The organism is Burkholderia orbicola (assembly GCF_900100915.1).
GTDB lineage: Bacteria > Pseudomonadota > Gammaproteobacteria > Burkholderiales > Burkholderiaceae > Burkholderia > Burkholderia orbicola.
This window is the reverse complement of record NZ_FNKW01000002.1, coordinates 1,988,587-2,015,138: the sequence shown is the minus strand read 5'-3', so window position 1 is coordinate 2,015,138 and position 26,552 is coordinate 1,988,587. Positions and strand designations below refer to the sequence as shown.

The window sequence follows — 26,552 nt, the reverse complement described above, 5'->3', positions numbered from 1 at the left end:
CCATGTCCGTTTCCGACTCCGCTTCCGCCCAGGCCGCCCAGCTGCGCCACCATTTCGCGCACGTCGTCTTGCCGATCTGGCGGGGTTCCGGGTTCGACTCGGCGTTGCAATTGCCGTTCGAGGCCGTCGATCCGGTTACCCACGCGCCGCTGCCCGTGACCCGTTATCGCGCAATGGCGTGCGCAAGGCAACTGTTCGTGTTCGCGCAGGCCGGCGACACCACGCACGCGGCCACGCTGTTCGACGCGCTGTGCCGGCACTTTCGCGACCCGCGCCACGGCGGCTGGATCTACAGCGTCGATGCGCAGGGCGCGCCGCTCGATACGACCAAGGATCTCTATACGCACGCGTTCATCGTGTTCGCGTGCGCCGCGTGGCATGCGGCGTCGGGCGACGCCGCCGCGCGCACGGTGGCCGAAGCAACCGCCGCGCTGATCCAGGACCGCTTCGCGCCACGCCACGGCGACGCGTTGCTCGATGCCGCGCGCCATGCCGATTTCTCGTCATCCGGCAGCGGTGCGCTGCAGAATCCGCTGATGCACCTGACCGAAGCGTGGCTCGCGGCCGCCGATGCGTTCGGCGACCCGGCATTCGACGATGCGCTCGCGCGCACCGCGCAAGCCGTCGAGCGCACGTTCGTCGATGCGGCGACCGGCTGCGTGGCCGAGCTACCGCTCGGATCAGCCGACAACCGTTTCGAGCCCGGCCATCAGTTCGAGTGGTTCTATCTGGTGGACGCGGCCGGTGCGCGGCTCGCGCGGACCGGGCTGCCCGCCGCGCTGTCGCGCGCGTTCGCGTTCGCCGAACAATACGGCGTCGATCCGCAGACGGGCGGCGTGTGCGCGGCGCTCGACGCTCGAGGCGCATGCATCGACGGCACGCAGCGGATCTGGGCGCAGACCGAATACCTGCGCGCGCTCGCGACGCACGGCGGCACGCCGGCCTCCGCGCCGCTCGCACGCCAGATCGAACGGTTCGCCGCGCGCTTCCTGCATCCGCGCGGCTGGTTCGAATGCAAGACGGCGGACGGACAGGTATCGCGCGCCGACATGCCGTCGACGACGCCCTATCACCTCGCAACCGCCTACGCGGCGCTGCCGACCGGTTCGTAATCCGTCGCGGCGAACGACGGCGCCGCGCGGCCGCCGTGGGCGGCGCGTCCGTCGCCCAGTTCGAACACCGACACCGCCTGCATCAGGTGCGCGGTCTGGTCGTTCAGCGATGCGGCGGCCGCCGCGACTTCCTCGACCAGCGCCGCGTTCTGCTGCGTGAGCTGATCCATCTGCGTGACGGCCTGGTTCACCTGCTCGATCCCGACGCTCTGCTCGACCGACGCCGCCGTGATCTCCGACATCGTCTGCACGACGCGCGTGATCGACGCCGACACCGTGCGCATCGCGTCGCCGGCGCGCTCGACGAGTTCCGCGCCGCCGTTGATCTGCGCGACCGAATCCTCGATCAGCGCCTTGATCTCCTTCGCCGATTGCGCGCTGCGCTGCGCGAGCGAGCGCACTTCGCCCGCGACCACCGCGAAGCCGCGCCCCTGTTCGCCGGCCCGCGCGGCCTCGACCGCCGCGTTCAGCGCGAGGATGTTGGTCTGGAACGCGATGCCGTCGATCACCGAGATGATCTCCGCGATGCGCCCCGAGCGCTGCGCGATGCCGCGCATCCGGTCGATCACGCTGTCGACCACGCCGCCGCCGTGGCTCGTCGCTTCGAGCGCCGCGTCGGCCAGCGCGCTCGCCGCGCGCGCGCTGTCGGTGTTCTGCCGGACGGTCGCGGTCAATTCCTCCATGCTCGCGGCGGTTTCCTCGAGCGACGCGGCCTGCGTGCCCGTGCGCGCCGACAGGTCGGCGTTGCCGCCCGCGATCTCGCCCGCGCCGAGGTGGATCGCGTCGGACGCCTGGCGCACCGTGCGCACGGTGCCCGCGATACTCGTCTGCATCGCGCCGAGGCTGCGCAGCATCCGGTCGATCTCGAACACGCCGCCCGCCTGCACGGCTTCGTCGAGACGGCCCTGCGCGATCCGCTCGAAATGGCGGCCGGCCTGCTCCAGCGGCGCGACGACCGCGCGCCGCGCGGCCGCGTAGATCGCGGCGCTCGCCGCGAGCATCGCCACCAGCAGCACGATGCCGACCGACTTGAACCACAGCATGCCGCCGTCGATCGTGTCGAGCGCCGCGCGGCTCGACGTGCCGCCATAGTCGGTGAAGCGATGCAGCTCGGCGATGTACGCGTCCTGGAAGCCCTGGGTCGGCTGGTCGAGGAACGCCTGGATGTTGTCGGCGTCGAGGAACTGCACGAGCTCGCCCAGTGCGCCGCGCAGCGCGCGATAGCGCTCGGTGAGCGCCGCGACGCGCGCGCGGTTGGTGTCGTCGACCGCCTGCGCGGCCGTCAGTACGGCGAACGCCTTGTCCGCTTCCGCGAGCGACGTGCCCGCGTGGCGGATGATGTCCTCGGGCTTCGGCCCGCCGCGCACCATCCGCGTGCCGGCACGCGACAGGTTGATGCGCGCGTCGAGCAGTTGCTCGGTCGCCCGGCTGGCCGCGTCGACCTGCGCGATCGCGACGTTGGACAGATCGTCGACGCCGCTGCGCGTCGACGTGAGCGCCCAGAAGCCGAGCGCTTCGATCGCGAACAAGAAGAGGCAGAACACGGTCAACACGCCGAGCAGACCCGACGCGAGCTTGATTTTTCCGAACATGGGGATTCCTGGAGAGCGGACGATGAGGCAATGCCCCGGCATTAGCGGCATTTCTTCGTCGGACTTTAGGCGGAATGGCCACCACGCAGGTCAATCGCGCGCATTCGCGTCGAATCGCCCGCAAACGCGGAGATCTTGCGTATTCGACGCAATAATCGCGTCGCATCGCGCCGGGATTTGCACGAAACGCGGACGAATTTCCTTGCTTATCCGGAGCCCCCTTCCTAGAGTTCAGCGCAAGCGGGCACTCATTTCAAGGAAGTTCGATGACCGACATCACGGACCACGCGCGCGGCGCATTGCGCGCGCAGCCGTTCAGCATGCTGCTGGGCACGGAGCTGATGCATATCGGCGACAACGAAGTGTCGCTGTGTCTGCCCGTGCGCGAGGAACTGCGGCAGCAGCATGGTTTCGTGCACGGCGGCGTCATCAGCTATCTCGCGGACAACGCGCTGACGTTCGCCGGCGCGCTCGTGCTCGGCCCGCGCGTGATCACCGCCGAATACAAGATCAACTATCTGCGGCCGGCCGTGAACGGCACGCTCGTCGCCCGCGCGAAGCTCGTGTACGCGGGCCGGCATCAGGCGACCTGCCAGTGCCACGTGTTCGTCATCGACGGCGACCACGAGCGGCTCGTCGCGATCGCGCAAGGCACGATCAACCGCGTCGGCGACGGCAAGATGCCGGATGCGCCGGTGGAGACGGCGTGAGTTGCTGCGTCGGCAAGCATCGATGCCGCGACGCCTGTCGCGCTAGCGTTTCATCGCAGCCAGATAGACCGCATCACGCTCGCGGCGGCCCACCGCGACCACCAGCACGATGACTTCCGCGTCGCGCACTTCGTAGACGAGGCGATAACCGACACCGCGCAGCTTGATCTTGTAGCGATCCGGGTGGCCGTGCAATTTGGCTGACGGGATGCGAGGATGCTCCAGCCGTTCGGGCTAGCTCGCTTTGAACTGATCGCGCACGGCGCGATCGAGCTTCTTCCACTCCTTCAATGCGGGGTCGAGAAAGGCGAGTTCAAAGGTCATTCAAATTGACCTTGACGACCTTCTCCCTGGCGCGCGAATCGGCCATCGCATTGTCTTCGGTGTCTTCCAGGCGTTCGACCATCGCCTCCCACGTCTTCGCTGGAATGCAGTAGAACGCGGGTTCGTTGTGATACAGGATGGCGACCGGAAAACCCTCGCCCGCGGCAACGGTTCCCATCGGATTCCGCTTTAGCTCCGAGATGCTAGCCGTCACGCTCGCCAGAATGGTGTGAGGCATATCTGCTCTTTCTCCAATCGAGCGCCGATTGTACTTAATTTGATACGAGACTAAGCACCAAAATTGACACTCTGATGCAGTCGACACTCGGCCGTCGACGAACGGAAACCACCTCCTGAAAGACAGCCCTAGTCTGTTTCATCCCCCGCCAACGGCAAAAACCGCGGCGCCACCCGCGCCCGCACGTTCCCGTGCTCATCGGTCCGATAGATCCCGCGCGCCGCGTTGTGCGGGTGCACGGCCGCGTCGGCGACGCTCAGCACCGGCGCGAAGCACGCGTCGGTGCCTTCGAGCAGCGCGCGCCAGTGCGCGGACGGCTGCCGCGCGAACACCTCCGCGAAACGCGCCTTCAGCGCAGGCCAGTGCGCGCGGTCGTACTGCGACGCGGGATCGACGTCGGTCAGTCCGAGCCGTTCGACCAGCAGCGCATAGAACGGCGGCTCGAGCGCGCCGATCGTCACGCATTCGCCGTCCGCGCAGCGATACACGTCGTAGAACGGCGCGTCGTGGAACAGGCTGGGCTGCGCGCCGTCGAGCTGCCCGTTTGCGCGCGCCCACAATGCGAGCGATCCGAGCATCGACACGATATCGACGATCGCGCCGTCGACCACGCGCCCCGGCCCGCCGCCGCGCACGTCGAGCAACGCGCAGACGATCCCGAACGCGAGCCCGAGCGCGCCGCCCGCATCGCCGACGACGGTCGGCGGCACGCCTGGCCGGCCGTCACGCGGCGCGGACAGCGACAGCAACCCGGTCAGCGCGACGTAGTTCAGATCGTGCCCGGCGGCGGTCGCGAGCGGTCCGTCCTGGCCCCAGCCCGTCATGCGCCCGTAGACCAACTTCGGATTGCGGCGCGCGCAAGCGTCGGGCCCGAGGCCGAGCCGCTCCATCACGCCGGGCCGCAAGCCCTCGATCAACGCATCGGCCTGCGCGATCAGGTCGAGCGCGGCGTCACGCCCGGCCGGCGCCTTCAGGTCGAGTTCGACGATCGTCTTGCCTTCGCGCAACAAGTCGCCGTCGCGAGCCCGCAGCGCGTCCGGCGCGCTGGTCCGGCCGGACGGGCGTGCAATCAGTGTGATGCGTGCCCCCATGCCGGCGAGCATCCAGCCCGCGAGCGGGCCGGGGCCGAGACCTTCGAATTCGACGATGTGGATACCGGCAAGCGGTGCATTCAATGACATGGCGACCTCGCTGAACTGCAGTCGGAACAGGAGCGGCGAAACTTTCCGATTCTATGCGAATGCCTGCGCGCACCGGCTTCGCGGCCAGCGCCTGCTCACGCTAGTGACGGGCTTGCGCTGGCCCTAGCGCAACCCGTCGCCCGCCCGCTCCGCCAGCGCCGACCGCATCGCGCGCACGATCGCGTCCCGATGCGGGTCGATCCGCTCGACCGGCCCGGCCACGCCCATCGCCAACGGCAGCCCGTTCCAGCCGTCCGCGATCACCATCGAGATCATCGCGGCGCCCTGCGTCACGGTATGCGCCGAATACGAATAGCCGAGCCGGCGCGTCTGTTCGACCTTGTCGAGCACGACGTCCTCGTCGATCGTCCTGCCCGACTTCCCGATCCGGCGGATGCTGCGCGACACGAGCCGGCGAATCGCGCTGTCGGGCTGAATGCTCAGCAACGCCCAGCCGAGGCCCGACATGCAGATCTCGCGACGCGTGCCGATCGGCGCATAGAACTGCACCGGAATCGAATGCGAGCCCTCGACCGCGTCGATGTACTGCACGTACAGGTCGCTCTGCACCGCGATCACGACCGCCTCGTGCGTGCGCGCCGCCAGTCGCTTCGCGACCGCATGCCAGTGCCGCCGGCTGCCGGCCGCCGAATCGACCAGCGCTTCGCCGAGATTGACGAGCCGCGCGGTGGGCGCATACGCATGGGTTGCATCGTCGTAGGCAAGATAGCCGAGCGTCTTCATGCTGGTGAGCAACGCCGCCGCGCTCGACCCCGGATACCCGCAGCGCGTCGCGATCTCGCGCACGCTCAGCGGCCGCTGCAAGGTGCTGAAGAGTTCCAGCACCTCGAATACGCGCGCCGCGCTCTTGACCACGTTTCCGCTCATCCCGCCCCCTCCGCAGCGACCGGCAGGGGCCTTCCACGTATGTGGAACGGAATTTCCCGCCGCCGACCGTCGTGACGATACTAGGCTTCGGCCCGCGACGTGAAGTCCCGCGGCACAGAACATACGGAGACACCATGGCAGCCTTTTTGATCCGTGAACGGCAGGGCCCGATCCTGACCGTCACGATGAACCGTCCCGACACTCGCAACGCCATTTCGGACACCGATGCGATCGACGCGTTGACCGAATGCTGCGACGAAGCGAACCGCGACGAATCGATCCGCGTGCTGATACTGACCGGCGCCGGCACGACGTTCTCGTCGGGCGGCAACGTGAAGGCGATGCGCGCATTCGTGGAAGCCGGCCCACACGACCCTGCCGCGATCCGGACCAGCTATCGCCGCGGCATCCAGCGGCTCGCGCATGCGTTCGAGCACCTCGAAGTGCCGGCCATCGCGGCGGTCAACGGCCCGGCCATCGGCGCCGGCACCGATCTCGCATGCATGTGCGACATCCGCATCGCCGCCGAGCGCGCGCGCTTCGCGGAGAGCTTCATCGCGCTCGGTCTCGTGCCGGGCGACGGCGGCGCATGGTTCCTGCCGCGGATCGTCGGCGCCGCCGTCGCCGCGGAAATGTCGTTCACCGGCGATGCGCTGGACGCGCAGGCCGCGCTGCGCTGCGGGCTCGTGTCGCGCGTCGTGCCTGACGGCGACCTCCTCGCGCATGCGCACGAACTGGCCGGCCGCATCGCCCGCCATTCGGGCACCGCGCTGCGGCTGACCAAGCGGCTGCTGCGCGAAGGCCGCCACGCGAGCCTCGACACGCTGCTCGACCTGTCGGCGTCGTACCAGGCGTTCGCGCACGCCAGCCCCGAACATCGCGCGGCCGTCACCGCGCTGTTCGCCGCGCGCGGCTGAGCCCGCGACGCATCGCGGCCGTGCAGCCGGCGCAGGCCGGCCTGCCGGCCCGCCGAATCCACATCGAAGGAGACATCGTCATGACCAGCAGCAACGAAGGCGCACTCGCAGGCGTGCGCGTGGTGGACCTGAGCCGCGTCTATGCGGGGCCGTTCTGCGCGCAGACGCTCGCCGACCACGGCGCGGACGTCATCAAGATCGAACCGCCGCAGGGCGACGAAACGCGCGACTGGGGGCCCGCGATGCCGAACGGCATCTCCAGCTACTACTGGGGGCTCAACCGCAACAAGCGCAATCTCGCGCTCGATCTGTCGCATCCCGACGGACGCGACGTGCTGTTGCGCGTGCTCGAAACGGCCGACGTGCTGATCGACAACTTCAAGCAGGGCACGCTCGAACGCTGGGGCATCGGCTACGAAGACTGCCTGCGCGCACGCTTTCCGCGCCTCGTCCACTGCTCGATTTCCGGCTACGGCACCGACGGCCCGCTCGCGCGGTTTCCGGGCTACGACGCGGTCGCGCAGGGCCTCGCCGGCTTCATGTCGATCAACGGCGAGCCGGGCGGCATGCCGCTCAAGGTGCCGTTTCCGGTCGTCGATTACGCGGCCGGCCTGAGCGCCGTCTCCACCATCCTGATCGCGCTGGTCGAGCGGACGCGCTCCGGCCTCGGACAGCACGTCGACATCGACCTGTTCAGCACCGCGCTGTCGATGCTGCATCCGGTCAGCACGAGCTGGATGGCGACCGGTAACGTGCCCGTCGCGACCGGCAACGTGTACGGCGCGATCGCGCCGTACGGCGTCTATCCGTGCAAGGACAAGCCGGTTGCGACCGGCGCCGGCAACAACCGCACGTTCGCGCGGCTCGTCGACGCGCTCGGCGTGCCCGAGCTGGCGCGCGATCCACGCTTCGCGACCAATGCGCAGCGCGTCGCGCATCGCGAGGCGCTCGACACGCTGCTCGGCCAGTTGACCGCCGAACTGCAGGCGGACGAGGTCGTCGAGCGGCTGATGCACGCCGGCGTCGCGACGGGGCCGGTGAACACCGTGGCCGATGCGTTCGGCCATCCGCAGACGGCGCGCAACGCGATGTTCGTCGACACCGATACGTACACCGGCGCGGGCATCCCCGCCAAGCTGTCCCGCACGCCCGGCGCGATACGCCGGCCGCCCCAGCCGTTCGCCGCCGACACCGACGCCGTGCTCGACGCATTCGGGATCGACGCGGCGCGCCGCGACGCGCTGCGGCAGGCCGGCGTGCTGCACGACACGCGGGCGGACGTGGCCGGGAGCGCGTCATGACCACCCCGCGCTTTTCTTCACCGGCGGGCGACGATGCCCCGTCGATCCTGCGCGACGACGCCGACGGCATCGCGTGGCTGACGATCCATCGCCCGCACGTCGCCAATGCGCTGTCCGCCGAAGCGATCCGCCGCCTGTGCGACGAACTCGTCACGCTCGACGACAACCCGTCGATTCGCGTCATCGTGATCCGCGGCGCGGGAGAACGCGCGTTCAGCGCGGGCGTCGATCTCGGCGACCCCGAGATCCGCGGAATGCAGCCGATGCGCGGGCTCGCACGCAACGTGCACGAGCTGATCCTGGAGCTGCGCAAGCCGACCATCGCGGCCATCAACGGCTACGCGATCGGCGGCGGCTGCGAAATCGCGCTCGCGTGCGATCTGCGGATCGCCGCCGATCACGCGACCTTCGCGCTGCCCGAAGCGCGGGTCGGCATGGGTGCGAACTTCGCGAGCGTGCTGCTGCCGCGCATGTTGCCGCACGCGATCGCGATGGAGCTGCTGTTCACGGGCCGCCGCTTCGACACGGACGAAGCGCAGCGCGCCGGCCTGCTCAACCGCGTCGTGCCCGGCGCCGCGCTCGACGACACCGTGCGCGAGCTCGCGCAGACGATCGCCGCGAACGCGCCGCTCACGATCCGCCGCATCAAGGAAACCGCGACGCGCAGCCAGGGGCTGCCGGTGGCCGCCGCGCTGCGGCTGGACGTCGGCCCCGACGTCTACGCGAGCGAGGACCGGATCGAGGGCGCCCGCGCGTTTCTCGAGAAGCGCAAGCCGGTGTTCAAGGGACGCTGAGCCCGGCGCCGCACCGCAGCACCCGCGCGCACCGCTCCCAGAACGCGGGCGCGCCCAAAAAACATGGACGGAGACACCTTCATGCAACGGAAAGCATTCCTGGTCGGCGCGTGCGTGCTGTGCGCCACGCCGGCGCACGCGTCGTCGGTCACGCTGTACGGGATCGTCGACAGCTACGTCGAATTCGATCGCATCGGCAGTCTATCGAGCATGCGGCAAAGCGGCGGTGGCGCGTCGACGAGCCGCTTCGGCCTGACGGGCGTCGAGGATCTCGGCGGCGGCACGTCGACGAAATTCGTGCTGGAAAGCGGCTTCTCGCCGGCCGACGGATCGTTCCAGGGCGGCACGCTGTTCTACCGGCAGGCGTACGTGTCGCTGCAGAACACGCGCTACGGCGACCTGCGGCTCGGCCGGCAATACACGCCCGCGTTCTACGTCGTGTACGACGGCGATCCGTTCGGACTCAACGAACGGCTGTCGCCGCTCGCGCTGCTCGCCACGTCGACGGACACGATCACGAGCAACACGACGCCGCCGATTCCGCGCTTCAACCAGGCAGCGTCGTACCTGAGCCCCGACTGGAACGGCCTGCGCGTGATGGCCACGTACGGCTTTCCGACGCCGAACGCGCTCTCGACGCAGGCTGGACGCAACTACGGCGCCGGGCTGCAGTACCGGATCGGCGGACTGTACGTCGGCGCCGGCTTCCAGGGCGATACGTCGGCCGGCAACCTCGCACCCGTCGTCTCCCCGTCGACGACCCGCCACTACGTGTTCGCGGCCAACTACGCGTTCGCGCGCGTCAAGCTGTACGCCGCGTTCCTGTACGGCGTCGGCACGGCCGCGCGCCTGCCCGCGTTCTCGACCGCGAGCGTCGGCGCGTCGATCAACGTCGGTGCGCTCGATCGCGTGCTCGTGTCGGTGGTGCGCCGCGACGTGAAGGGCGCGGCGAACGACGCGACCGCGCTCGGCGTCGGCTACGACCATCCGCTGTCGAAGCGGACCTCGCTCTACGCCCGCTATCTCTACATGAAGAACGGCGGCGACGCCCGCAATACCGTCGTCGCCGGCCTGCAGCCGCAACCGGGCGGCACCGAGCAGGTGTTCGCGCTCGGCATCGTTCACCGCTTCTGACGGAGTGCCCATGGCCTCGACCCTTTCGACCCACCCGGCCGCCGTCGACGACGGCGCGACGCAGGCACTCTATCGCCGGATCTCGCGCCGGCTGCTGCCGTTCCTGATCCTGTGCTACACGCTGTCGTTCATCGACCGGATCAACATCGGCTTCGCGCACGCGCAGATGGCCGCCGAACTGCACTTCTCCGACGCCGTCTACGGGCTCGGCGCGGGCATCTTCTTCATCGGCTACATGGCGTTCGAGATTCCGAGCAACGCGTGGCTCGCGCGGATCGGCGCGCGCCGGACGATTGCCCGGATCATGGTGCTGTGGGGCCTCGGCTCGACCGCGACGATGTTCGTCACGACGCCCGCGCAGTTCTACGCGTGCCGCTTCCTGCTGGGCGTGTTCGAGGCCGGCTTCTTCCCCGGCATCCTGTTCTATCTCGGCGCGTGGTATCCGCCGCGGCAGCGCGCCAAGGCGTTCGCGCTGTTCATGACCGCGCTGTATCTCGCGGGGTTGATCGCCGGCCCCGTGTCGGGCGCGATCCTGTCGTACTTCGACGGCGTGGGCGGCCTGAGCGGCTGGCAATGGCTGTTCGTCGTCGAAGGGCTGCCGAGCAGCGCGCTCGGCCTCGTCGCACTGCGCTTTCTCGACGACCGGCCGGACGACGCCCACTGGCTGTCGGACGCCGACAAGGCCGCGCTGCGCGCCGCCCACGCGCAGGCCGAAGCCGATACGCCGGCCGCGAACGCGGCGCGGCCGTTGCTCGCGCATCGCGATTTCTGGCTGCTGTGCGCGGCCAATTTCGCGATCGCGGCCGCCGGCTACGCGCTCGTGTTCTGGATGCCCGTGATCCTGCATCGCGGCGGCCTGCATGGCGCGATGCAGATCGGACTGCTGTCCGCGCTGCCGTACCTGTGCGGCATCGTCGGCATGCTCGCGATGGGCTGGCGCACCGAGCGCCGGCGCGAATGGCGCAAGCACGGCGCCGTCGCGATGCTCGCGTGCGCGGCGGCCCTCGCCGGCCTCGCGAGCAGCGCCGGCACGTCGCATCTGATGATCGCGCTGTGCATCGCGGTCGCCACCCACGCCGCGGCACTGCCCGCGTTCTGGGTGCTGCCGGGGCTCGCGCTGCCGAAGCGCTCGATGGCGGTCGCGATCGCGGCGATCACGATGACCGGCGCGATCGGCGGATTCGCGAGCCCGTTCCTGATGGGCGTGCTCAACACGGCCACCGGATCGATGCGCGGCGGCCTCTATTTCAATGCCGCGCTGCTGGCGGCCGGCGCGCTCGCGTTGCTCGGCACGCTGCGCGCCCGCGCGGCGGTGCACACGAACGCCGGCTGACGGCGCGCCTTCTTTCTCTCCTGAACGGACCACCCTCATGAATTTCGAACTCGAACTCGAACACCGGATGATCCGCGACCTCGTCGCGCGTTTCGTGAAGGACGAACTGATTCCGCTCGAAGCGGCGGTGATGGCGCGCGAGGCCGACGGCCAGCGCTTCGGGCTGCTCGCCGACGAACGTGCGCACCTCGACGAACGCTCCCGGCAACTCGGCCTGTGGGGACTCGACGCGCCGCTCGACGCGGGCGGCTCGGATCTGCCGGCCGTCGCGATGGTCGGCGTGAACGAGGCGATCGGCACGACCGTGACCCCGTACATCCTGCCGCCCGACTCGCCGAACCTGCGGATGCTGTGCGATGCGGCCGACGCGGCGCAGCGCGCGCGCTATCTCGACCCGTACGCACGCGGCGCCACGCGTGCCGCGATGGCGATCTCCGAGCCGGGCGCCGGCTCCGATCCGGGCGCGCTGTCGACGACCGCCGTGCGCGACGGCGACGGCTGGGTGCTGAACGGCCGGAAGATCTGGATCAGCCACGCGGCCGAAGCCGACTGGACGATCGTGATGGCGCTGACCGATCGCAGCAAGGGCAAGCGCGGCGGCATGTCGGCGTTCATCGTCGAGCGCGACACGCCGGGTTTCGTCATCGAACGCCGGATTCCGATGATCGGCGGGCTGTCGACCTACGAAATCGCGCTGGAAGACTGCCGCATTCCCGGCACGCAACTGCTGGGCCGGGAAGGCGCCGGCTTCGCGCCGATGCAGGCACGGCTCGCGAACCGGCGGCTGGAGATGGCCGCGTGGTGCATCGGCCGCGCCGAGCGCGCGGTCGCGCTCCTGTGCGACCATGCGAAACAGCGCACGACCTTCGGCGTGCCGCTCGCGGAGCGCCAGGCGGTCCAGTGGTGGGTCGCCGACGCGCTCACGCAGATCCACGCATGCCGCCTGATGACTTACGAAGCGGCCGCGCGCGTGGATGCCGGGCAGGACGCCCGCACGCAGATCTCGATGGTCAAGGTGTTCGCGACCGAAATGGCGTCGACCGTCATCGATCATGCGATGCAGACGCTCGGCGCGATGGGCATGACGAAGGAAATGCCGTTGCAGCAGATGGCCAGCGAGGCGCGGCTGATGCGCATCTTCGAAGGCCCGACCGAGGTGCACCGTTGGGTCGTCGCACGCAGCGTGCTCTGACCGTGGCGCGCCGCCCACTCCCACGATGGAGCCCTGCGTTGAACACCCTGCCTCTCGTCGATCCCGAAATCCGCCCGCTGCTCGAGACCTGGCCGACCGTCACGCTCAGCGCCGACAACCTCGCACAGTCGCGCCAGCGCGTGCTGCCGCTGCCGCCGCCCGATCCGGCCGGCAGCACGCTCGAACGCCGCACGGTACCCGGCCCGGCCGGCGCGCCGGACGTCCCGGTCCTCGTCTATTTGCCCGACGGCCACGCGCGCCCGCTCCCGGCGATCGTCCACATGCACGGCGGCGGCTACGTGCGCGGCGCGGCGAAGGAGCTCGAAGCGGTGCACCGGTTGCTCGTCACACACCTCGGCTGCGCGCTGATCTCGATCGACTATCGCCTCGCGCCGGAAACGGTGTTTCCCGGCGCGATCGAAGACTGCTACGCGGCGCTCGCATGGGTGTTCCGTCACGCCGATACGCTCGGCATCGACGCCGCGCGGATCGGCGTGGCGGGCGAAAGCGCGGGCGGCGGACTGGCCGCCGCGCTGGCGCTGCTGGCCCGCGACCGCGGCGAATTCCGGCTTGCGTTCCAACACCTGATCTATCCGATGCTCGACGATCGCACCTGCACGCGCCCGCCGCATCCACATGCCGGCGAATTCATCTGGCATGCGGCCAACAACCGGTTCGGCTGGACCGCGCTGCTCGGTCACGCGCCGGGCATCGACGGCGTGTCGCCGTACGCGGCGGCCGCGCGCGCCACGCGACTCGACGGCCTACCGCCCACGTTCCTGTCGGTCGGCTCGCTCGACCTGTTCCTCGACGAAAATCTCGACTATGCGCAGCGCCTGCTCCGCGCGGGCGTGCCGACCGAACTGCACGTGCTGCCCGGCGGCGTACACGGATTCGACATCGTGCCCGGCGCGCGGGTCTCGGAAACGGCGCGCCGCCTCAGCCACGACGCGCTGCGCCGCTTCCTGCACGGCTGACGAAAACGACGCGGGCGGCCGAAGCCGCCCGCATCCGCGCCGATCCCAACGGCAACGCTCAGAACGCATCCCCCGGCACCCGCACCCACCCTTCCATCAGCACGCGCGCGCTGCGGCTCATGATCGCCTTCGTGACGGTCCATTCGCCGTTCTCCCGCCGCGCTTCCGCCCCCACGCGCAGCGTGCCCGACGGATGCCCGAAGCGCACCGCGTTGCGTTCGCCGCCGCCCGCCGCGAGATTGACGAGCGTGCCGGGGATCGCCGCGGCGGTGCCGATCGCGACCGCCGCCGTGCCCATCATCGCGTGGTGCAGCTTGCCCATCGACATCGCGCGCACCAGCAGGTCGACGTCGCCCGCGTTCACGCGCTTGCCGCTCGACGCGACGTAGTCGGCCGGCTTCGCGACGAACGCGATCTTCGGCGTGTGCTGCCGCGTCGCGATTTCGTCGAGCGTGTCGATCAGACCCATGCGCAGCGCGCCGTGCGCGCGGATCGTCTCGAACTTCGAGAGCGCCTTCGGGTCGCCGTTGATCGCGTCCTGCAGCTCGGTGCCCGTATAGCCGATCGCTTCCGCATCGACGAAGATCGTCGGGATGCCCGCGTTGATCATCGTCGCCTTCAGCGTGCCGATGCCCGGCACGGCCAGGTCGTCGACGAGGTTGCCGGTCGGGAACATCGAGCCGCCCGCGCCTTCTTCCTCGGCGGCCGGGTCCATGAATTCGAGCTGCACTTCGGCGGCCGGGAACGTGACGCCGTCCAGTTCGAAGTCGCCCGTCTCCTGCACCGCGCCGTTCGTGATCGGCACATGGGCGATGATCGTCTTGCCGATGTTCGCCTGCCAGATCCGCACGGTCGCGACGCCATCGCGCGGCACGCGCGCCGGATCGACCAGCCCGCCGCTGATCGCGAACGGGCCGACCGCCGCCGACAGGTTGCCGCAGTTGCCGGTCCAGTCGACGAACGCCTTATCGATCGCGACCTGGCCGAACAGGTAGTCGACGTCGTGGCCCGGCCGCGTGCTCTTCGACACGATCACCGTCTTGCTGGTGGACGACGTCGCGCCGCCCATCCCGTCGATCTGCTTGCCGTACGGGTCGGGGCTGCCGATCACGCGCAGCAGCAGCGCGTCGCGCGCGGCGCCCGGCGCCTGCGCGGCATCCGGCAGATCCTGCAGCCGAAAGAACACGCCCTTGCTGGTGCCGCCGCGGATATAGGTCGCGGGAATCCTGATTTGAGGAATATGAGCCATGTTTGCGTAATCCCTGTGTGCGCCGGTCAAGCCGCCTGCGACGATTCGAGGAAGTCCTGCGCGAATCGCTGCAGCACGCCGCCCGCCTCGTAGATCGACACTTCCTCGGCCGTATCGAGCCGGCACGTCATCGGCACCTCGACGCGCTCGCCGTTCTTGCGGTGAATCACGAGCGTCAGATCGGCGCGCGGCGTGCGCTCGCCGATCACGTCGAAGGTCTCGGTGCCGTCGATGCCGAGCGTCGTCCGGTTGGTGCCCGGCTTGAACTCGAGCGGCAGCACGCCCATCCCGATCAGGTTCGTGCGGTGAATCCGCTCGAAGCCTTCGGCGGCAATCGCCTCGACGCCCGCGAGCCGCACGCCCTTCGCAGCCCAGTCTCGCGACGAGCCCTGGCCGTAGTCGGCGCCGGCCACGACGATCAGCGGCTGCTTGCGATTCATGTACGTCTCGATCGCTTCCCACATCCGCATGACCTTGCCTTCCGGCTCGACGCGCGCGAGCGAGCCCTTCTTCACCGCGCCGTCGACGACCGCCATCTCGTTGACGAGCGTCGGGTTCGCGAAGGTCGCGCGCTGCGCGGTCAGGTGGTCTCCCCGGTGCGTTGCGTACGAGTTGAAGTCTTCTTCCGGCAGGCCCATCTTCGCGAGATATTCGCCGGCCGCGCTATCGAGCAGGATCGCGTTCGACGGCGACAGGTGGTCGGTCGTGATGTTGTCGCCGAGCACCGCGAGCGGGCGCATGCCCTTGAGCGTACGTTCGCCGGCCAGCGCGCCTTCCCAGTACGGCGGACGGCGGATGTACGTGCTCTGCGCGCGCCAGTCGTACAGCGGCGCCGCGCGCTCGCCGGCGTCGGCGCTGCGCGCGAACATCGGCTCGTAGACCTTGCGGAACTGCTCGGGCTTCACGCTCGACGCGACGATCGCATCGATCTCCTCGTCGGTCGGCCAGATGTCCTTCAGCGTGACGGGCTTGCCGTCCTGATCGTGGCCGAGCACGTCCTTCTCGATGTCGAAGCGGATCGTGCCGGCGATCGCATACGCGACGACGAGCGGCGGCGAGGCCAGGAACGCCTGCTTCGCATACGGATGAATGCGGCCGTCGAAGTTGCGGTTGCCGGACAGCACGGCCGTCGCGTACAGGTCGCGCTCGACGATCTCCTGCTGGATCTTCGGGTCGAGCGCGCCCGACATTCCGTTGCAGGTCGTACATGCAAACGCGACGATGCCGAAGCCGAGCTTCTCGAGTTCGGGCAGCAGGTTCGCTTCTTCCAGATACAGCTCGACCGCCTTCGAGCCGGGCGCGAGCGAGCTCTTGACCCACGGCTTGCGCGTCAGGCCCTTCGCGTTCGCGTTGCGTGCGAGCAAGGCCGCGGCAATCACGTTGCGCGGGTTGCTGGTGTTCGTGCAGCTCGTGATCGCGGCGATGATCACCGCGCCGTCGGGCATCTCGCCCGGCTTCTCGTCCCACTGGCCGGCGATCCCGCGCGCGGCGAGATCGGACGTCGGCAGCCGCTTGTGCGGGTTCGACGGGCCGGCCATGTTGCGCACGACGCTCGACAGGTCGAACGTCAGCGTGCGCTCGTATTGCGCGTTCGCGAGCGTATCGGCCCACAGGCCGGCCGCCTTCGCGTAGGTTTCGACCAGCTTCACCTGCTCGTCGCTGCGGCCGGTGAGGCGCAGGTAGTCGATCGTCTGGCCATCGATGAAGAACATCGCGGCCGTCGCGCCGTATTCGGGCGCCATGTTCGAGATCGTCGCGCGATCGCCGAGCGTGAGGCTCGCCGCACCTTCGCCGCGGAATTCCAGGTACGCGCCGACCACCTTTTCCTTGCGCAGGAACTCGGTCAACGCGAGCACGACGTCGGTCGCGGTGATGCCGGGCTGACGCTTGCCGGTCAGCTCGACACCGACGATGTCGGGCAGGCGCATCCACGACGCGCGGCCGAGCATCACGTTCTCGGCTTCGAGCCCGCCGACGCCGATCGCGATCACGCCGAGCGCATCGACGTGCGGCGTGTGGCTGTCGGTGCCGACGCAGGTGTCCGGGAACGCGACGCCGTCCTGCGCCTGGATCACCGGCGACATCTTCTCGAGATTGATCTGATGCATGATGCCGTTGCCCGGCGGGATCACGTCGACGTTCTCGAACGCCTTCTTCGTCCACTCGATGAAGTGGAAGCGATCCTCGTTGCGACGATCCTCGATCGCGCGGTTCTTCGCGAACGCGTCCGGATCGAAGCCGCCGCATTCGACGGCGAGCGAGTGGTCGACGATCAGCTGCACGGGCACGACCGGGTTCACCTTCGCCGGGTCGCCGCCGCCGTCCGCGATCGCGTCGCGCAGGCCGGCGAGATCGACGAGCGCCGTCTGGCCGAGGATGTCGTGGCACACCACGCGCGCCGGGAACCACGGGAAATCGCGTTCGCGCTTGCGCTCGATGATCTGCTTCAGCGAATCGGCGAGGATCGCCGGATCGCAGCGGCGCACGAGGTTTTCGGCGAGCACGCGCGACGTGTACGGCAGCGTGTCGTAGGCGCCGGGCGCGATCGCGTCGACTGCGGCACGCGCGTCGAAATAGTCCAGCGACGTGCCGGGCAGGGGTTTGCGGTTGGCGGTATTCATGATGTGGGGCGGAATTCGGGGTAAGACGTGCCGCGCGCGCCGGCCGCCCGCATCATGGGCGCCGACGTGCGCGGCAGACGATCAGCGCTTCTCGATCGGCACGAACTGCAGGTCTTCCGGACCGGTGTAGTTCGCGCTCGGACGGATGATCTTGTTGTCGATGCGCTGCTCGATGATGTGCGCGCTCCAGCCCGACGTGCGCGAGATCACGAACAGCGGCGTGAACATCGCGGTCGGCACGCCCATCATGTGATACGACACCGCGCTGAACCAGTCGAGGTTCGGGAACATCTTCTTCGCGTCCCACATCACCGATTCGAGGCGCTCGGCGATGCTGTACAGCTTGGTGTCGCCCGCTTCCTTCGACAGCTTGTGCGCGACGCCCTTGATCACCTTGTTGCGCGGATCGGAGATCGTGTAGACCGGATGGCCGAAGCCGATCACGACTTCCTTGTTCTCGACGCGGCGGCGGATGTCCGCTTCGGCGTCGTCCGGCGAGCTGTAGCGGCTCTGGATCTCGTACGCGACTTCGTTCGCGCCGCCGTGCTTCGGCCCGCGCAGCGCGCCGATCGCGCCGGTGATCGCCGAGTAGATGTCCGAGCCCGTGCCGGCGATCACGCGGCCCGTGAACGTCGACGCGTTGAATTCGTGCTCCGCGTACAGGATCAGCGACGTGTGCATCGCCTCGACCCACGACTTCGACGGCGTCTTGCCGTGCAGCAGGTGCAGGAAGTGGCCGCCGATCGAGTCGTCGTCGGTTTCCGTCTCGATGCGCTTGCCGTTGTGCGAGAAGTGATACCAGTACAGCAGCATCGAGCCGAGCGACGCCATCAGGCGGTCGGCGATGTCGCGCGCGCCCGGCAGGTTGTGGTCGTCCTTCTCCGGCAGCACGGTGCCGAGCACCGACACGCCGGTGCGCATCACGTCCATCGGGTGGGCCGACGCCGGAATCTGTTCGAGCGCGGCCTTCAGCGCGCTCGGCAGGCCGCGCAGCGCGCGCAGCTTGGTCTTGTAGGCGGCCAGTTCCGTCAGGTTCGGCAGCGTGCCGTGCACCAGCAGGTGCGCGATTTCCTCGAATTCGCACGATTCGGCGACGTCGAGAATGTCGTAGCCGCGGTAGTGCAGGTCGTTGCCGGTCTTGCCGACCGTGCACAGCGCGGTGTTGCCGGCCGTCACGCCCGACAGCGCCACCGACTTCTTCGGCTTGAATGCGCCTGCGGCGGCCGGTGCTGCTGCGTCTTTCGTCTCGCTCATGTTGTCCTTCTCCAATGGGTATCGGGGGGTGCGGGCCGCGTTACTTCTTGCCCTGCGCGAACAGTTCGTCGAGCTTGCGCTCGTATTCGTGATAGCCGAGGAAGTCGTACAGCTCGGCGCGCGTCTGCATCGTCGGTACGGCCGCCTTCTGCGTGCCGTCGCGGCGCAGCGTCTCGTAGAAATTCAGCGCGGCCTTGTTCATCGCACGATACGCGCCGCAGCAGTACAGCGCGATGTCGACGTTCGCCTCCCGCAGTTCGTCGACGGTAAACAGTGGCGTCGAGCCGAACTCGGTCAGGTTCGCGAGGATCGGCACCTTCACGGCGGCCTTGAAGCGGCGGTAGTCGTCGAGCGTCTTCATCGCTTCCGGGAAGATCATGTCCGCGCCGGCTTCGACGTACGCGACCGCGCGCTCGATCGCCGAGTCGATCCCTTCCGCGGCGGCCGCGTCGGTGCGCGCCATGATCACGAACTGGTCGTCGGTACGCGCATCGACCGCGGCCTTCACGCGATCGACCATTTCGTCGATCGGCACGACTTCCTTGCCCGGGCGGTGGCCGCAGCGCTTCTGGCCGACCTGGTCCTCGAGGTGCACGGCCGCGACGCCGGCGTTGATGAACGAGCGGACCGTGCGCGCGATGTTGAACGCGCCGCCCCAGCCCGTGTCGATGTCGACCAGCAGCGGCAGGTCGGTCGCGTTGGTGATCCGGGTCGCGTCGATCAGCACGTCTTCCATCGTGCTGATGCCGAGGTCGGGGATGCCGAGCGAGTTCGCGGCGACGCCGCCGCCCGACAGGTACACGGCCTTGAAGCCGACGGCCTGCGCCATCTTGGCCGCGTACGCGGTGATCGCGCCGACCACCTGGAGCGGCTGCTCGGCCGCGACTGCCGCGCGGAACTTCGCGCCGGCGCTCTGAAGATGCGTATTGCTCATGAACGGCCTCCTGATGGAATGCCCGATAACAGCAAGGTCCGGGCCAGCTTGCGAAACGTCGCTAACCCACTGATTCTTAAGCAAGCGCCTTCAGCATTGCATCGCCCGTCGATTTCAATTTGGCAATTCCATGTTTCAAAAATGAAATCGTGCGCGCATAATCGGCCGTCATGGACCTCTCCTCGACCAAACCCGTCGGCCCCGCCGACCGCACCGTGCGCCCGCGCATCTGGGCGATGGGCATCAGCCGGCTGCGCGAGCTGTTTCGCGAGATCGCCGGCGAATTCGACGAACGCGCCGACGTGCGGATCGTCACGCGCGCCTACGAAGATGCGCTGAGCGCGATCGCCGAGGCCGGCACCGCGCGGCCCGACGTGATCGTCGCGGCCGGCTCGAACGGCGGCTTCCTGAAAACACGTGCGCAGGTGCCGGTGGTGGTCGTGTCACCCACCGGCTTCGACGTGATGCAGGCGCTCGCGCGCGCGCGGCGCGATGCCACGCGGATCGCGCTCGTCAGCGCCGGGGAAACGCCGCCCGAGGTGCGCCGCTTCGTCGCCGCGTACGGCCTCGACGTGCAGTTTGCGTCATATCAGTCCGCCCAGGAAGCGGAGGCCTGCGTGCACGACCTGCGCGATCGCGGCATCGAGACGATCGTCGGCCCGGGCCTCGTCACCGATCTCGCGGCCAGCGTCGGCATGGGCGCGGTGTTCCTGTATTCGCATGCGTCGGTGCGCAAGGCCGTCGAGACGGCGCTCGAAGTCGCGTATGCGACGCACGCCGAGGCGTTCCGCCGCCAGCGGCTCGATACCCTGCTGCAGCATTTGCGCGACGGCGTGGTCGCGCTCGACGCGCACGGCCGCGTCGAAGCGATCAACGAGCGGCTCGCGTCGGCGCTCGGGGTCGAACCCGCGGCGGCGGTCGGCCGCGCGCTCGTCGACCTGCGACCCGAACTGCGCACGCTACGCGGCGAGGACGGCGACGCGCTCGCGACCGTACGCGGCGTGCGTTACGTCGTGCATCGCGGGCCGCTGGTCGATCGCGGCGTCACATCGGGCAGCGTGCTGACGTTCCAGGAATCGCGCGCGGTCGAACGGCTCGATCGCGCGTTGCGTTCGCAACCGACCACGCAGCAGTTCGCCGCCCGTTACGCGCTCGACGACGTGATCGGCGCCTCGGCGCCGATGACGCGCGTGCGCGAGCTCGTGCGCCGCTACGCGAAATCCGATGCGACCGTGCTCGTGCTCGGCGAGAGCGGCACCGGCAAGGAGATGATCGCGCAGAGCCTGCATGCGCTGTCCGCGCGGCGCAGCTATCCGTTCGTCGCGGTCAACTGCGGCGCGTTTCCCGAAGCGCTGCTCGAGAGCGAACTGTTCGGCTATGAGGAAGGCGCGTTCACCGGCGCGCGACGCGGCGGCAAGACCGGCCTGTTCGAGGCCGCGCACCGCGGCACGCTGTTTCTCGACGAAATCGGCGAGATGCCGCCGTCGCTGCAAAGCCGGCTGCTGCGCGTGCTGCAGGAGCGCGAGGTGATTCGCCTCGGCTCGACCGAGCCGATCCGCATCGACGTGCGCGTGATCGCCGCGACGCACCGGCCGCTGCTCGCGGCCGTCGAGGGCGGCACGTTCCGCGCGGATCTCTATTACCGGCTCAACATCCTGAACATCGGCCTGCCGCCGCTGCGCGAGCGCGCGGCCGACATTCCCGCGCTCGCGGCGACACTGCTCGTGCAGGCCGCGCGGCGCGAGCCGCGGCTCGCCGAACGCGTGCGCGACACCGACGACGCGCTGCGCGTGCTCGACGCGACGCAAGCGACGCTCGCGCGCTACCGCTGGCCCGGCAACGTGCGCGAACTGCAGAACGTGGTCGAGCGGATCGCGGTGGAGCTGGCGGAGGCAGTCGACGAAAGCGATCCGGGCGCCGCGTGCGCGGCGCTCGCCCCCGATGCGCTGCACGTGATCGCGCCCGAGCTGTTCGCCGCGCCGCTCGACACAGTCGGCACCGGCGACGAGGATGCAGGGACGCTCCAGGCGCGCCGCCGTCGCGCGGAAGCCGACGAGATCCGCGCGGTGCTCGACGCATGCGGCGGCGACCGCGACCGCGCTTGCGCGATGCTCGGCATCAGCAAGACGACGCTTTGGCGGAAGTTGTCGGCGAAATAGGTTCGCGGTTCGGGCCGCCCCGTCATTCGGCCTTGTGATAGTGGCGATACGCCTTCGCGCGATTGCCGCACGACGACATCGAGCACCAGCGTCGGCTGCCGTTCTTGCTGTCGTCGATGAACAGCCACTGGCATTCGTCATTCGCACAGCGCTTGACCTTCGCGAGCCGCGCGCCGCCAAGCAGGTCGATCGCCGACCACAGCACCGGGCTCAACAGCCACACGAGCGTCGCCCCCGACGCATCGATCCGCCACGCATAGCGGCCGTCCACGCGCGCCAGCGCAACACGCGGCGACGCTTCCGCCAGGAAACCGCCGAGCAGCGCGAGATCGTCGGGCTGCGGCTCGCGCTGCTCCGCCTGCGCATGAAACAGCCGGTATAGCGCCTCGCGCAACGCGAGCGCCCGCGCAAGCATCGCCGGCTCGTCGCCCGTCTCCTTCTCTTTCTCCTTGTCGGGCACGCGACATGCGTCGACCAGACCGGCCGGCACGCCCGCCTGTTCGCGACACCACGTCAGCAAGTCGTCCAGCCGGCCGAAGGTTTCCGTCGGCGGATCGCTGCCGCGCCAGTACAGCGTGTTCGCGAAGTCAAGGCTCAAGGTCTCGGGCGGCGCCGGGATCAGGCAGTCGATCGTGACGGAAGGTTGCGTTTTGCTCATGACGCGATCGTATCTAACCACCATGCCGGTTGACAAGCGCCCGAGCGATTTCTAACATAACCGGCATGGTGGTTAAAAACAGGCTTCGCTGCACCGACGCCCCTTCAATCCAAGGAGACACAGATGATCGATCGCTTTTCGTTCAGCGTTATCCACACCGTCGCCGGCCGCACGTACGAGACGAGCACGCTCGGCGCGCTTCGCTACAAGCGGCTGGCATGGTGCCTCTAGACAGGTTTGCTGCACTGAAGTCCTCTCTCGGTTCAAGGAGCCCACACTCATGATCGACCACCTTTCATTCGGCGTTGCCCACATCGACCGCAGCCGCACCTTCTACGACAGCGCGCTCGGCGCACTCGGCTACAAGCGTCTGTATAGCGACGACAGCGCCATCGGGTACGGCACGACCGAGCCCGAGCTGTGGTTGCAGCACGCGGCCCGGCCCGTCGTCGCCGATCCCGAATCGGGGATGCACCTGTCGTTCAAGGCCGCGTCCCCGGTCGAGGTCGATGCGTTCTACCGTGCCGCGCTCGCACACGGCGGCAAGGACAACGGCGGGCCCGGCAAGCGCGAGCACTACGGCCCGGGCTACTACGCGGCGTTCGTCGTCGACCCCGACGGATATCGGCTCGAGGCGCACTGCGAACTCGACAACGTCGTTTGATCCGCTTCGCACGGACGCGGACCAGCGACAAGGGCCCGATTCCGCATCGCGCGGAATCGGGCCCCTGGTTTTGGCTACATCGTCGTTCGGCACGCGCCGGTTATCGTCGGCGGTCATGCCGCCGGGTCGGGCAGCATGGCCAGCGCGCGGGTGGCTACGTCCAGGAGCCGACCCGCGCCGCTCACGCGCTTATTGCGCGTCGCGCGTGCGCTGCAACTGCTCGCCGAGCCCTTCGATGCCGAGGCGCACCGTCTGGCCAGCCTTCAGGAATACCGGCGACGGCTTGACGCCCATGCCGACGCCCGGCGGCGTACCGGTCGTGATCACGTCGCCCGGCTGCAGCGTCATGCAGGTCGACAGATAGGCGACCAGCTGCGCGACGGTGAACACCATCGTGCGCGTATTGCCGTTCTGATAACGGTGGCCATCGATTTCGAGCCACAGGTCGAGGCGCTGCGGATCGGGCACTTCGTCGCGCGTGACGAGCCACGGGCCGATCGGGCCGAACGTGTCGAAGCCCTTGCCCTTGTCCCACTGGCCGCCGCGCTCGATCTGCCATTCGCGCTCGGACACGTCGTTGACGACGCAGTAGCCCGCGACGTAATCGAGCGCGCGCGCTTCGTCGACGTCCTTGCACTTCGCGCCGATCACGACGCCCAGTTCCACTTCCCAGTCGGTCTTGACCGAACCCTTCGGGATATCGATGCCGTCGTTCGGGCCGCAGATCGAACTCGTCCACTTGCCGAACACGACCGGCTCCTTCGGCACCGGCATGCCGGCTTCGGCCGCGTGGTCGGCATAGTTCAGGCCGATGCCGATGAACTTGCCGACGTGGCCGACGCACGCGCCGATGCGCGGCTCGCCGGACACGAGCGGCAGCGTGGCCGGATCGATGGCGCGCAGCCGCGCGAGACCCGCGTCGGACAGCACATCGCCGGCAAGATCCGGCACATGCGCGGACAGGTCGCGAATCCGGCCGGCCGCGTCGAGGATGCCAGGCTTTTCCTGGCCGGACGGGCCATAGCGAAGCAGTTTCATCGTGCTTAACCTCTGTTGTCGAATGGGACAGGATACCGGCCGACGCAGCCTTTCGCAGCCGCGCGCCGGACTGATCGTCGATCGTCGACTGCACGCGTCGGCGCCGCATGCGGCAGTCGACGCGCGAGGGTCGCGCGGGCGCAGCGATCGCGGCGCCGTACGCCAGTAGGGCGCGCATCGAACGGGCGGCCGCCGGTCTGCGCATCGGCGACGACGGCCGGCGTCCGCGACGCGTGCCGGCCCATGCCGGCCGGCTGCACGCGCGGCCGCGCCGTCGCTGGCCCGCCAGCCTTTGTACCATCGGCCGCGCGCCGTGAAATGACGCGCGACGGATACCGACTATTGGTGCACCTGCCGACGCTGCGGCGCAGCACGCGCTGCACCGGCGTCGATCGATCGGCTGTCGTTCGGGGCAGCGCCTGCCATCGGTGCATGAATACTGGCTATTCGGGGTGCCCCTGTCATCGAAAACGTTTGACCATCCGTTCTTGTCCGGTAATGATCGGTAAAAAGACGCTGCATTGCACACCGTATGTTTATTGCTAAGCTCATACGAATGGCTTTCACCGCCATACGCGGGCCCGCTCCTATACGCGTGCAGAACCGGCCAGCGTGCGTCGCCAACCGATCGACGGTAATCCCCCAACCTCACATCGACAATGCAGACAACCAACGACCCGCTTCCCGGCTGCGACGCACGGGAATCGATGGCCGCTATCGACCGCTATCGCGCACCCGCGCTCGACAAGGGCCTCGACATTCTTGAACTCCTGTCCGAGCAGAAGGAAGGACTCACCCGCACCGAAATCACGAAGGAACTCGGCCGTAACGCGAGCGAAATCTACCGGATGCTCGAACGTCTCGTCGCGCGCCGCTACGTGATGCGTTCGACCGGCGGCGACCGCTACACGCTCAGCCTCAAGCTGTTCGCGCTTGCGCACCGGCATCCGCCGATGAACCGGCTGATCGCCGAGGCGCTGCCGCCGATGCAGCGCTTCGCGGATGCCGCCGAACAGTCGTGCCACCTGTCCGTCTACGATCGCGGCAACATGCTCGTGATCGCGCAGGTGGACGGGCCCGGCCCGTGGGGCGTATCGGTGCGACTCGGCTCGCGGGTCGGGCTCGCCGATACCGCGTCGGGGCGCATGCTGCTGGCGTTCCAGGGCCCCGAGCAACGCGCGCACATGCTGGCCGAGCATCGCAAGGTCAAGGGTGAAGCGCCGCTGAACGAGCAGGAACTCGCGAATGCGTGCCAGTCGATCCGGCAGTCCGGCTACCTGCGTCAGGACAGCCGCCAGGCGTACGGCGTGACCGACCTGACCGTGCCGATCCTCGGGCCGGCCGGCCATGCGATCGCGGTGCTGACGTGCCCGTACATGCGCCGGATCGACGCGCACATGGCGCCGTCCGTCGACGTGGTCGTCGACGCGCTGCGCGACACGGCCGCCCATCTGTCGATGTGCCGCACCGAGGCCTGCTGACGCGCGGGTTTCCCGGCAAAGCACGCCGGGCACAGCGCAGCGGCACCGACTCCGGTTGCGCGCAATGCCCGCGGTGGCCGATGCGCGATGTCGCATCGGCTACCCGCGGCGCTACGCTAGAATAGCGGCCCTCTCAAAAACTACGGCGGCCGGTTGTCGCGGCCGTCGTGTCCGATGGATGTCATGGCCAAACTTCTGAACGATCAAGAATTCCAGCGTTTCTCCGAACTTCAGCAGAAGCAGGCAAGCTTCACGATCACGCCCGAGGAAGCGGACGAGCTGCGCGATATCGTCGCGCGCGCGCAGAAGAAGCGCGACGATCGTGCCGCCGCAATGCAGGCGATCGAGAACTACATCGAGCAGTTCGACATCACGCCTGACGAACTCTTCTCGCCCGAACAGATCGGCGACGCGGCGCGTACCTACGGGCTCATCACGGCGACCAAGAAGGAACGCACGCTGCCGCCGTCGATCACGTTCAACGGCAAGCCGTACCAGTGGACCAAGACGCTTCCGGACGACGTGCGCAGCGCACTGTTCGACGCGTTCACGTCCGGCGAGTCGGTCAAACGCTTCATCGCGATGCCGAAAGACACCGCGCGCTGTGCACTCACGATCGCCCGCCTCGAGCGCGAAACGGGGGCCGTCTATGCCGATCCGCACCTCGAGGAACTCGCGATTTCGCGCGACCAGGTGAACGACGCGGCGTCGAAACTCGCTGCGTGAATGTAATCACGGGCACGGTTCCTGCGTGTCCGTACCGCCGCGTGACGCCGGCATTGGCCGGCGCCGCGCCCACGG

Annotated in this window: 23 protein-coding genes and 1 pseudogene; 13 read left to right on the top strand and 11 right to left on the bottom strand. The window is 68.7% G+C overall.

What is annotated here, in order from left to right:
- The first annotated feature begins 2 nt into the window (after window positions 1-2).
- Complete coding sequence (locus tag BLS50_RS25940) at window positions 3-1,112, top strand: AGE family epimerase/isomerase (protein ID WP_074805118.1); 1,110 nt, start codon at window positions 3-5, stop codon at window positions 1,110-1,112.
- Here the strand turns inward: BLS50_RS25940 and BLS50_RS25935 are convergent.
- Complete coding sequence (locus BLS50_RS25935; protein ID WP_074805115.1) at window positions 1,085-2,704, bottom strand: methyl-accepting chemotaxis protein; 1,620 nt, start codon at window positions 2,702-2,704, stop codon at window positions 1,085-1,087. The two genes, BLS50_RS25940 and BLS50_RS25935, sit on opposite strands and share 28 nt — an antisense overlap.
- Before the next feature lie 266 nt (window positions 2,705-2,970).
- Between BLS50_RS25935 and BLS50_RS25930 the strand changes: the two genes are divergently transcribed.
- Window positions 2,971-3,414, top strand: coding sequence for a PaaI family thioesterase (locus BLS50_RS25930; RefSeq protein ID WP_006480333.1), 444 nt, complete (start codon window positions 2,971-2,973; stop codon window positions 3,412-3,414).
- Between the two features lie 42 nt (window positions 3,415-3,456).
- Here the strand turns inward: BLS50_RS25930 and BLS50_RS35565 are convergent.
- The 4 genes and pseudogenes from BLS50_RS35565 to BLS50_RS25910 all read right to left on the bottom strand — a co-directional run bounded on the left by BLS50_RS35565 (window position 3,457) and on the right by BLS50_RS25910 (window position 6,045).
- A pseudogene (locus BLS50_RS35565) lies at window positions 3,457-3,738 on the bottom strand (type II toxin-antitoxin system RelE family toxin).
- The gene (locus tag BLS50_RS25920) at window positions 3,728-3,976 is read right to left on the bottom strand and encodes a type II toxin-antitoxin system Phd/YefM family antitoxin (RefSeq protein WP_069231758.1); all 249 of its coding nucleotides are present in this window, start codon (window positions 3,974-3,976) and stop codon (window positions 3,728-3,730) included. Before BLS50_RS25920 ends, BLS50_RS35565 begins: the two are co-directional and overlap by 11 nt.
- A 128-nt stretch (window positions 3,977-4,104) precedes the next feature.
- Window positions 4,105-5,157, bottom strand: coding sequence for a CaiB/BaiF CoA transferase family protein (locus tag BLS50_RS25915; RefSeq protein ID WP_074805111.1), 1,053 nt, complete (start codon window positions 5,155-5,157; stop codon window positions 4,105-4,107).
- Window positions 5,158-5,280: 123 nt separating this feature from the next.
- A complete protein-coding gene (locus BLS50_RS25910; RefSeq protein WP_011694884.1) occupies window positions 5,281-6,045 on the bottom strand; it encodes an IclR family transcriptional regulator in 765 nt (254 codons plus the stop codon).
- A gap of 134 nt (window positions 6,046-6,179) precedes the next feature.
- On the opposite strand from BLS50_RS25910, the gene BLS50_RS25905 reads away from it, so the two are divergent.
- The 7 genes from BLS50_RS25905 (at window position 6,180) to BLS50_RS25875 (ending at window position 13,693) form a co-directional block, all read left to right on the top strand.
- The gene (locus BLS50_RS25905; protein ID WP_074805109.1) at window positions 6,180-6,962 is read left to right on the top strand and encodes a crotonase/enoyl-CoA hydratase family protein; all 783 of its coding nucleotides are present in this window, start codon (window positions 6,180-6,182) and stop codon (window positions 6,960-6,962) included.
- Window positions 6,963-7,042: 80 nt separating this feature from the next.
- Window positions 7,043-8,263 (top strand): CaiB/BaiF CoA transferase family protein, encoded by a 1,221-nt coding sequence (locus BLS50_RS25900; protein WP_074806722.1) that lies wholly within the window; start codon window positions 7,043-7,045, stop codon window positions 8,261-8,263.
- Window positions 8,260-9,057, top strand: coding sequence for an enoyl-CoA hydratase/isomerase family protein (locus BLS50_RS25895; RefSeq protein WP_080486924.1), 798 nt, complete (start codon window positions 8,260-8,262; stop codon window positions 9,055-9,057). Before BLS50_RS25900 ends, BLS50_RS25895 begins: the two co-directional genes overlap by 4 nt.
- Before the next feature lie 81 nt (window positions 9,058-9,138).
- Window positions 9,139-10,191, top strand: coding sequence for a porin (locus tag BLS50_RS25890; RefSeq protein ID WP_074805106.1), 1,053 nt, complete (start codon window positions 9,139-9,141; stop codon window positions 10,189-10,191).
- A 10-nt stretch (window positions 10,192-10,201) separates the two neighbouring features.
- A complete protein-coding gene (locus BLS50_RS25885) occupies window positions 10,202-11,524 on the top strand; it encodes an MFS transporter (protein WP_074805104.1) in 1,323 nt (440 codons plus the stop codon).
- 37 nt (window positions 11,525-11,561) lie between these two features.
- Entirely contained in the window at window positions 11,562-12,716 is a 1,155-nt protein-coding gene (locus BLS50_RS25880) for an acyl-CoA dehydrogenase family protein (protein WP_074805101.1), read from the top strand.
- A 38-nt stretch (window positions 12,717-12,754) separates the two neighbouring features.
- The gene (locus tag BLS50_RS25875; RefSeq protein ID WP_074805099.1) at window positions 12,755-13,693 is read left to right on the top strand and encodes an alpha/beta hydrolase; all 939 of its coding nucleotides are present in this window, start codon (window positions 12,755-12,757) and stop codon (window positions 13,691-13,693) included.
- A gap of 58 nt (window positions 13,694-13,751) precedes the next feature.
- Here BLS50_RS25875 and prpF read toward each other — a convergent pair whose 3' ends face one another.
- The 4 genes from prpF to prpB all read right to left on the bottom strand — a co-directional run bounded on the left by prpF (window position 13,752) and on the right by prpB (window position 19,751).
- Entirely contained in the window at window positions 13,752-14,942 is a 1,191-nt protein-coding gene (gene prpF / locus BLS50_RS25870) for a 2-methylaconitate cis-trans isomerase PrpF (RefSeq protein ID WP_069231764.1), read from the bottom strand.
- Window positions 14,943-14,968: 26 nt separating this feature from the next.
- Complete coding sequence (acnD, locus tag BLS50_RS25865) at window positions 14,969-17,563, bottom strand: Fe/S-dependent 2-methylisocitrate dehydratase AcnD (RefSeq protein ID WP_011548912.1); 2,595 nt, start codon at window positions 17,561-17,563, stop codon at window positions 14,969-14,971.
- An 81-nt stretch (window positions 17,564-17,644) separates the two neighbouring features.
- Window positions 17,645-18,817, bottom strand: coding sequence for a bifunctional 2-methylcitrate synthase/citrate synthase (gene prpC / locus BLS50_RS25860; protein WP_006480321.1), 1,173 nt, complete (start codon window positions 18,815-18,817; stop codon window positions 17,645-17,647).
- A 40-nt stretch (window positions 18,818-18,857) separates the two neighbouring features.
- Window positions 18,858-19,751, bottom strand: coding sequence for a methylisocitrate lyase (gene prpB / locus BLS50_RS25855; protein WP_006480320.1), 894 nt, complete (start codon window positions 19,749-19,751; stop codon window positions 18,858-18,860).
- 170 nt (window positions 19,752-19,921) lie between these two features.
- On the opposite strand from prpB, the gene prpR reads away from it, so the two are divergent.
- On the top strand, window positions 19,922-21,910 hold the full coding sequence (gene prpR, locus BLS50_RS25850; protein ID WP_074805096.1) for a propionate catabolism operon regulatory protein PrpR: 1,989 nt from the start codon (window positions 19,922-19,924) through the stop codon (window positions 21,908-21,910).
- Between the two features lie 22 nt (window positions 21,911-21,932).
- Here prpR and BLS50_RS25845 read toward each other — a convergent pair whose 3' ends face one another.
- A complete protein-coding gene (locus tag BLS50_RS25845; RefSeq protein WP_074805093.1) occupies window positions 21,933-22,592 on the bottom strand; it encodes a CGNR zinc finger domain-containing protein in 660 nt (219 codons plus the stop codon).
- Window positions 22,593-22,848: 256 nt separating this feature from the next.
- Here BLS50_RS25845 and BLS50_RS25840 point away from each other — a divergent pair, with 256 nt between their 5' ends.
- A complete protein-coding gene (locus BLS50_RS25840) occupies window positions 22,849-23,232 on the top strand; it encodes a VOC family protein (RefSeq protein WP_011548909.1) in 384 nt (127 codons plus the stop codon).
- A 189-nt stretch (window positions 23,233-23,421) separates the two neighbouring features.
- Here the strand turns inward: BLS50_RS25840 and BLS50_RS25835 are convergent, their stop codons facing one another.
- A complete protein-coding gene (locus BLS50_RS25835; RefSeq protein ID WP_011548908.1) occupies window positions 23,422-24,270 on the bottom strand; it encodes an ureidoglycolate lyase in 849 nt (282 codons plus the stop codon).
- 659 nt (window positions 24,271-24,929) lie between these two features.
- Here BLS50_RS25835 and BLS50_RS25825 point away from each other — a divergent pair.
- Window positions 24,930-25,751 carry an IclR family transcriptional regulator gene (locus BLS50_RS25825; RefSeq protein ID WP_006480315.1) on the top strand — a complete coding sequence of 274 codons (822 nt, stop codon included), beginning with the start codon at window positions 24,930-24,932 and terminating at the stop codon, window positions 25,749-25,751.
- A 174-nt stretch (window positions 25,752-25,925) separates the two neighbouring features.
- Window positions 25,926-26,477, top strand: a complete 552-nt coding sequence (locus BLS50_RS25820; RefSeq protein ID WP_011548905.1) for a hypothetical protein — start codon at window positions 25,926-25,928, stop codon at window positions 26,475-26,477.
- Window positions 26,478-26,552: the final 75 nt, after the last annotated feature.

What these genes read in the sequence shown, in the direction of transcription:
- BLS50_RS25940 (WP_074805118.1), top strand. Translation starts at nt 3, where the DNA reads ATGTCCGTTTCCGACTCCGCTTCCGCCCAGGCCGCCCAGCTGCGCCAC.
- BLS50_RS25935 (WP_074805115.1), bottom strand. Translation starts at nt 2,704, where the DNA reads ATGTTCGGAAAAATCAAGCTCGCGTCGGGTCTGCTCGGCGTGTTGACC.
- BLS50_RS25930 (WP_006480333.1), top strand. Translation starts at nt 2,971, where the DNA reads ATGACCGACATCACGGACCACGCGCGCGGCGCATTGCGCGCGCAGCCG.
- BLS50_RS25920 (WP_069231758.1), bottom strand. Translation starts at nt 3,976, where the DNA reads ATGCCTCACACCATTCTGGCGAGCGTGACGGCTAGCATCTCGGAGCTA.
- BLS50_RS25915 (WP_074805111.1), bottom strand. Translation starts at nt 5,157, where the DNA reads ATGTCATTGAATGCACCGCTTGCCGGTATCCACATCGTCGAATTCGAA.
- BLS50_RS25910 (WP_011694884.1), bottom strand. Translation starts at nt 6,045, where the DNA reads ATGAGCGGAAACGTGGTCAAGAGCGCGGCGCGCGTATTCGAGGTGCTG.
- BLS50_RS25905 (WP_074805109.1), top strand. Translation starts at nt 6,180, where the DNA reads ATGGCAGCCTTTTTGATCCGTGAACGGCAGGGCCCGATCCTGACCGTC.
- BLS50_RS25900 (WP_074806722.1), top strand. Translation starts at nt 7,043, where the DNA reads ATGACCAGCAGCAACGAAGGCGCACTCGCAGGCGTGCGCGTGGTGGAC.
- BLS50_RS25895 (WP_080486924.1), top strand. Translation starts at nt 8,260, where the DNA reads ATGACCACCCCGCGCTTTTCTTCACCGGCGGGCGACGATGCCCCGTCG.
- BLS50_RS25890 (WP_074805106.1), top strand. Translation starts at nt 9,139, where the DNA reads ATGCAACGGAAAGCATTCCTGGTCGGCGCGTGCGTGCTGTGCGCCACG.
- BLS50_RS25885 (WP_074805104.1), top strand. Translation starts at nt 10,202, where the DNA reads ATGGCCTCGACCCTTTCGACCCACCCGGCCGCCGTCGACGACGGCGCG.
- BLS50_RS25880 (WP_074805101.1), top strand. Translation starts at nt 11,562, where the DNA reads ATGAATTTCGAACTCGAACTCGAACACCGGATGATCCGCGACCTCGTC.
- prpF (WP_069231764.1), bottom strand. Translation starts at nt 14,942, where the DNA reads ATGGCTCATATTCCTCAAATCAGGATTCCCGCGACCTATATCCGCGGC.
- acnD (WP_011548912.1), bottom strand. Translation starts at nt 17,563, where the DNA reads ATGAATACCGCCAACCGCAAACCCCTGCCCGGCACGTCGCTGGACTAT.
- prpC (WP_006480321.1), bottom strand. Translation starts at nt 18,817, where the DNA reads ATGAGCGAGACGAAAGACGCAGCAGCACCGGCCGCCGCAGGCGCATTC.
- prpB (WP_006480320.1), bottom strand. Translation starts at nt 19,751, where the DNA reads ATGAGCAATACGCATCTTCAGAGCGCCGGCGCGAAGTTCCGCGCGGCA.
- prpR (WP_074805096.1), top strand. Translation starts at nt 19,922, where the DNA reads ATGGACCTCTCCTCGACCAAACCCGTCGGCCCCGCCGACCGCACCGTG.
- BLS50_RS25845 (WP_074805093.1), bottom strand. Translation starts at nt 22,592, where the DNA reads ATGGTGGTTAGATACGATCGCGTCATGAGCAAAACGCAACCTTCCGTC.
- BLS50_RS25840 (WP_011548909.1), top strand. Translation starts at nt 22,849, where the DNA reads ATGATCGACCACCTTTCATTCGGCGTTGCCCACATCGACCGCAGCCGC.
- BLS50_RS25835 (WP_011548908.1), bottom strand. Translation starts at nt 24,270, where the DNA reads ATGAAACTGCTTCGCTATGGCCCGTCCGGCCAGGAAAAGCCTGGCATC.
- BLS50_RS25825 (WP_006480315.1), top strand. Translation starts at nt 24,930, where the DNA reads ATGCAGACAACCAACGACCCGCTTCCCGGCTGCGACGCACGGGAATCG.
- BLS50_RS25820 (WP_011548905.1), top strand. Translation starts at nt 25,926, where the DNA reads ATGGATGTCATGGCCAAACTTCTGAACGATCAAGAATTCCAGCGTTTC.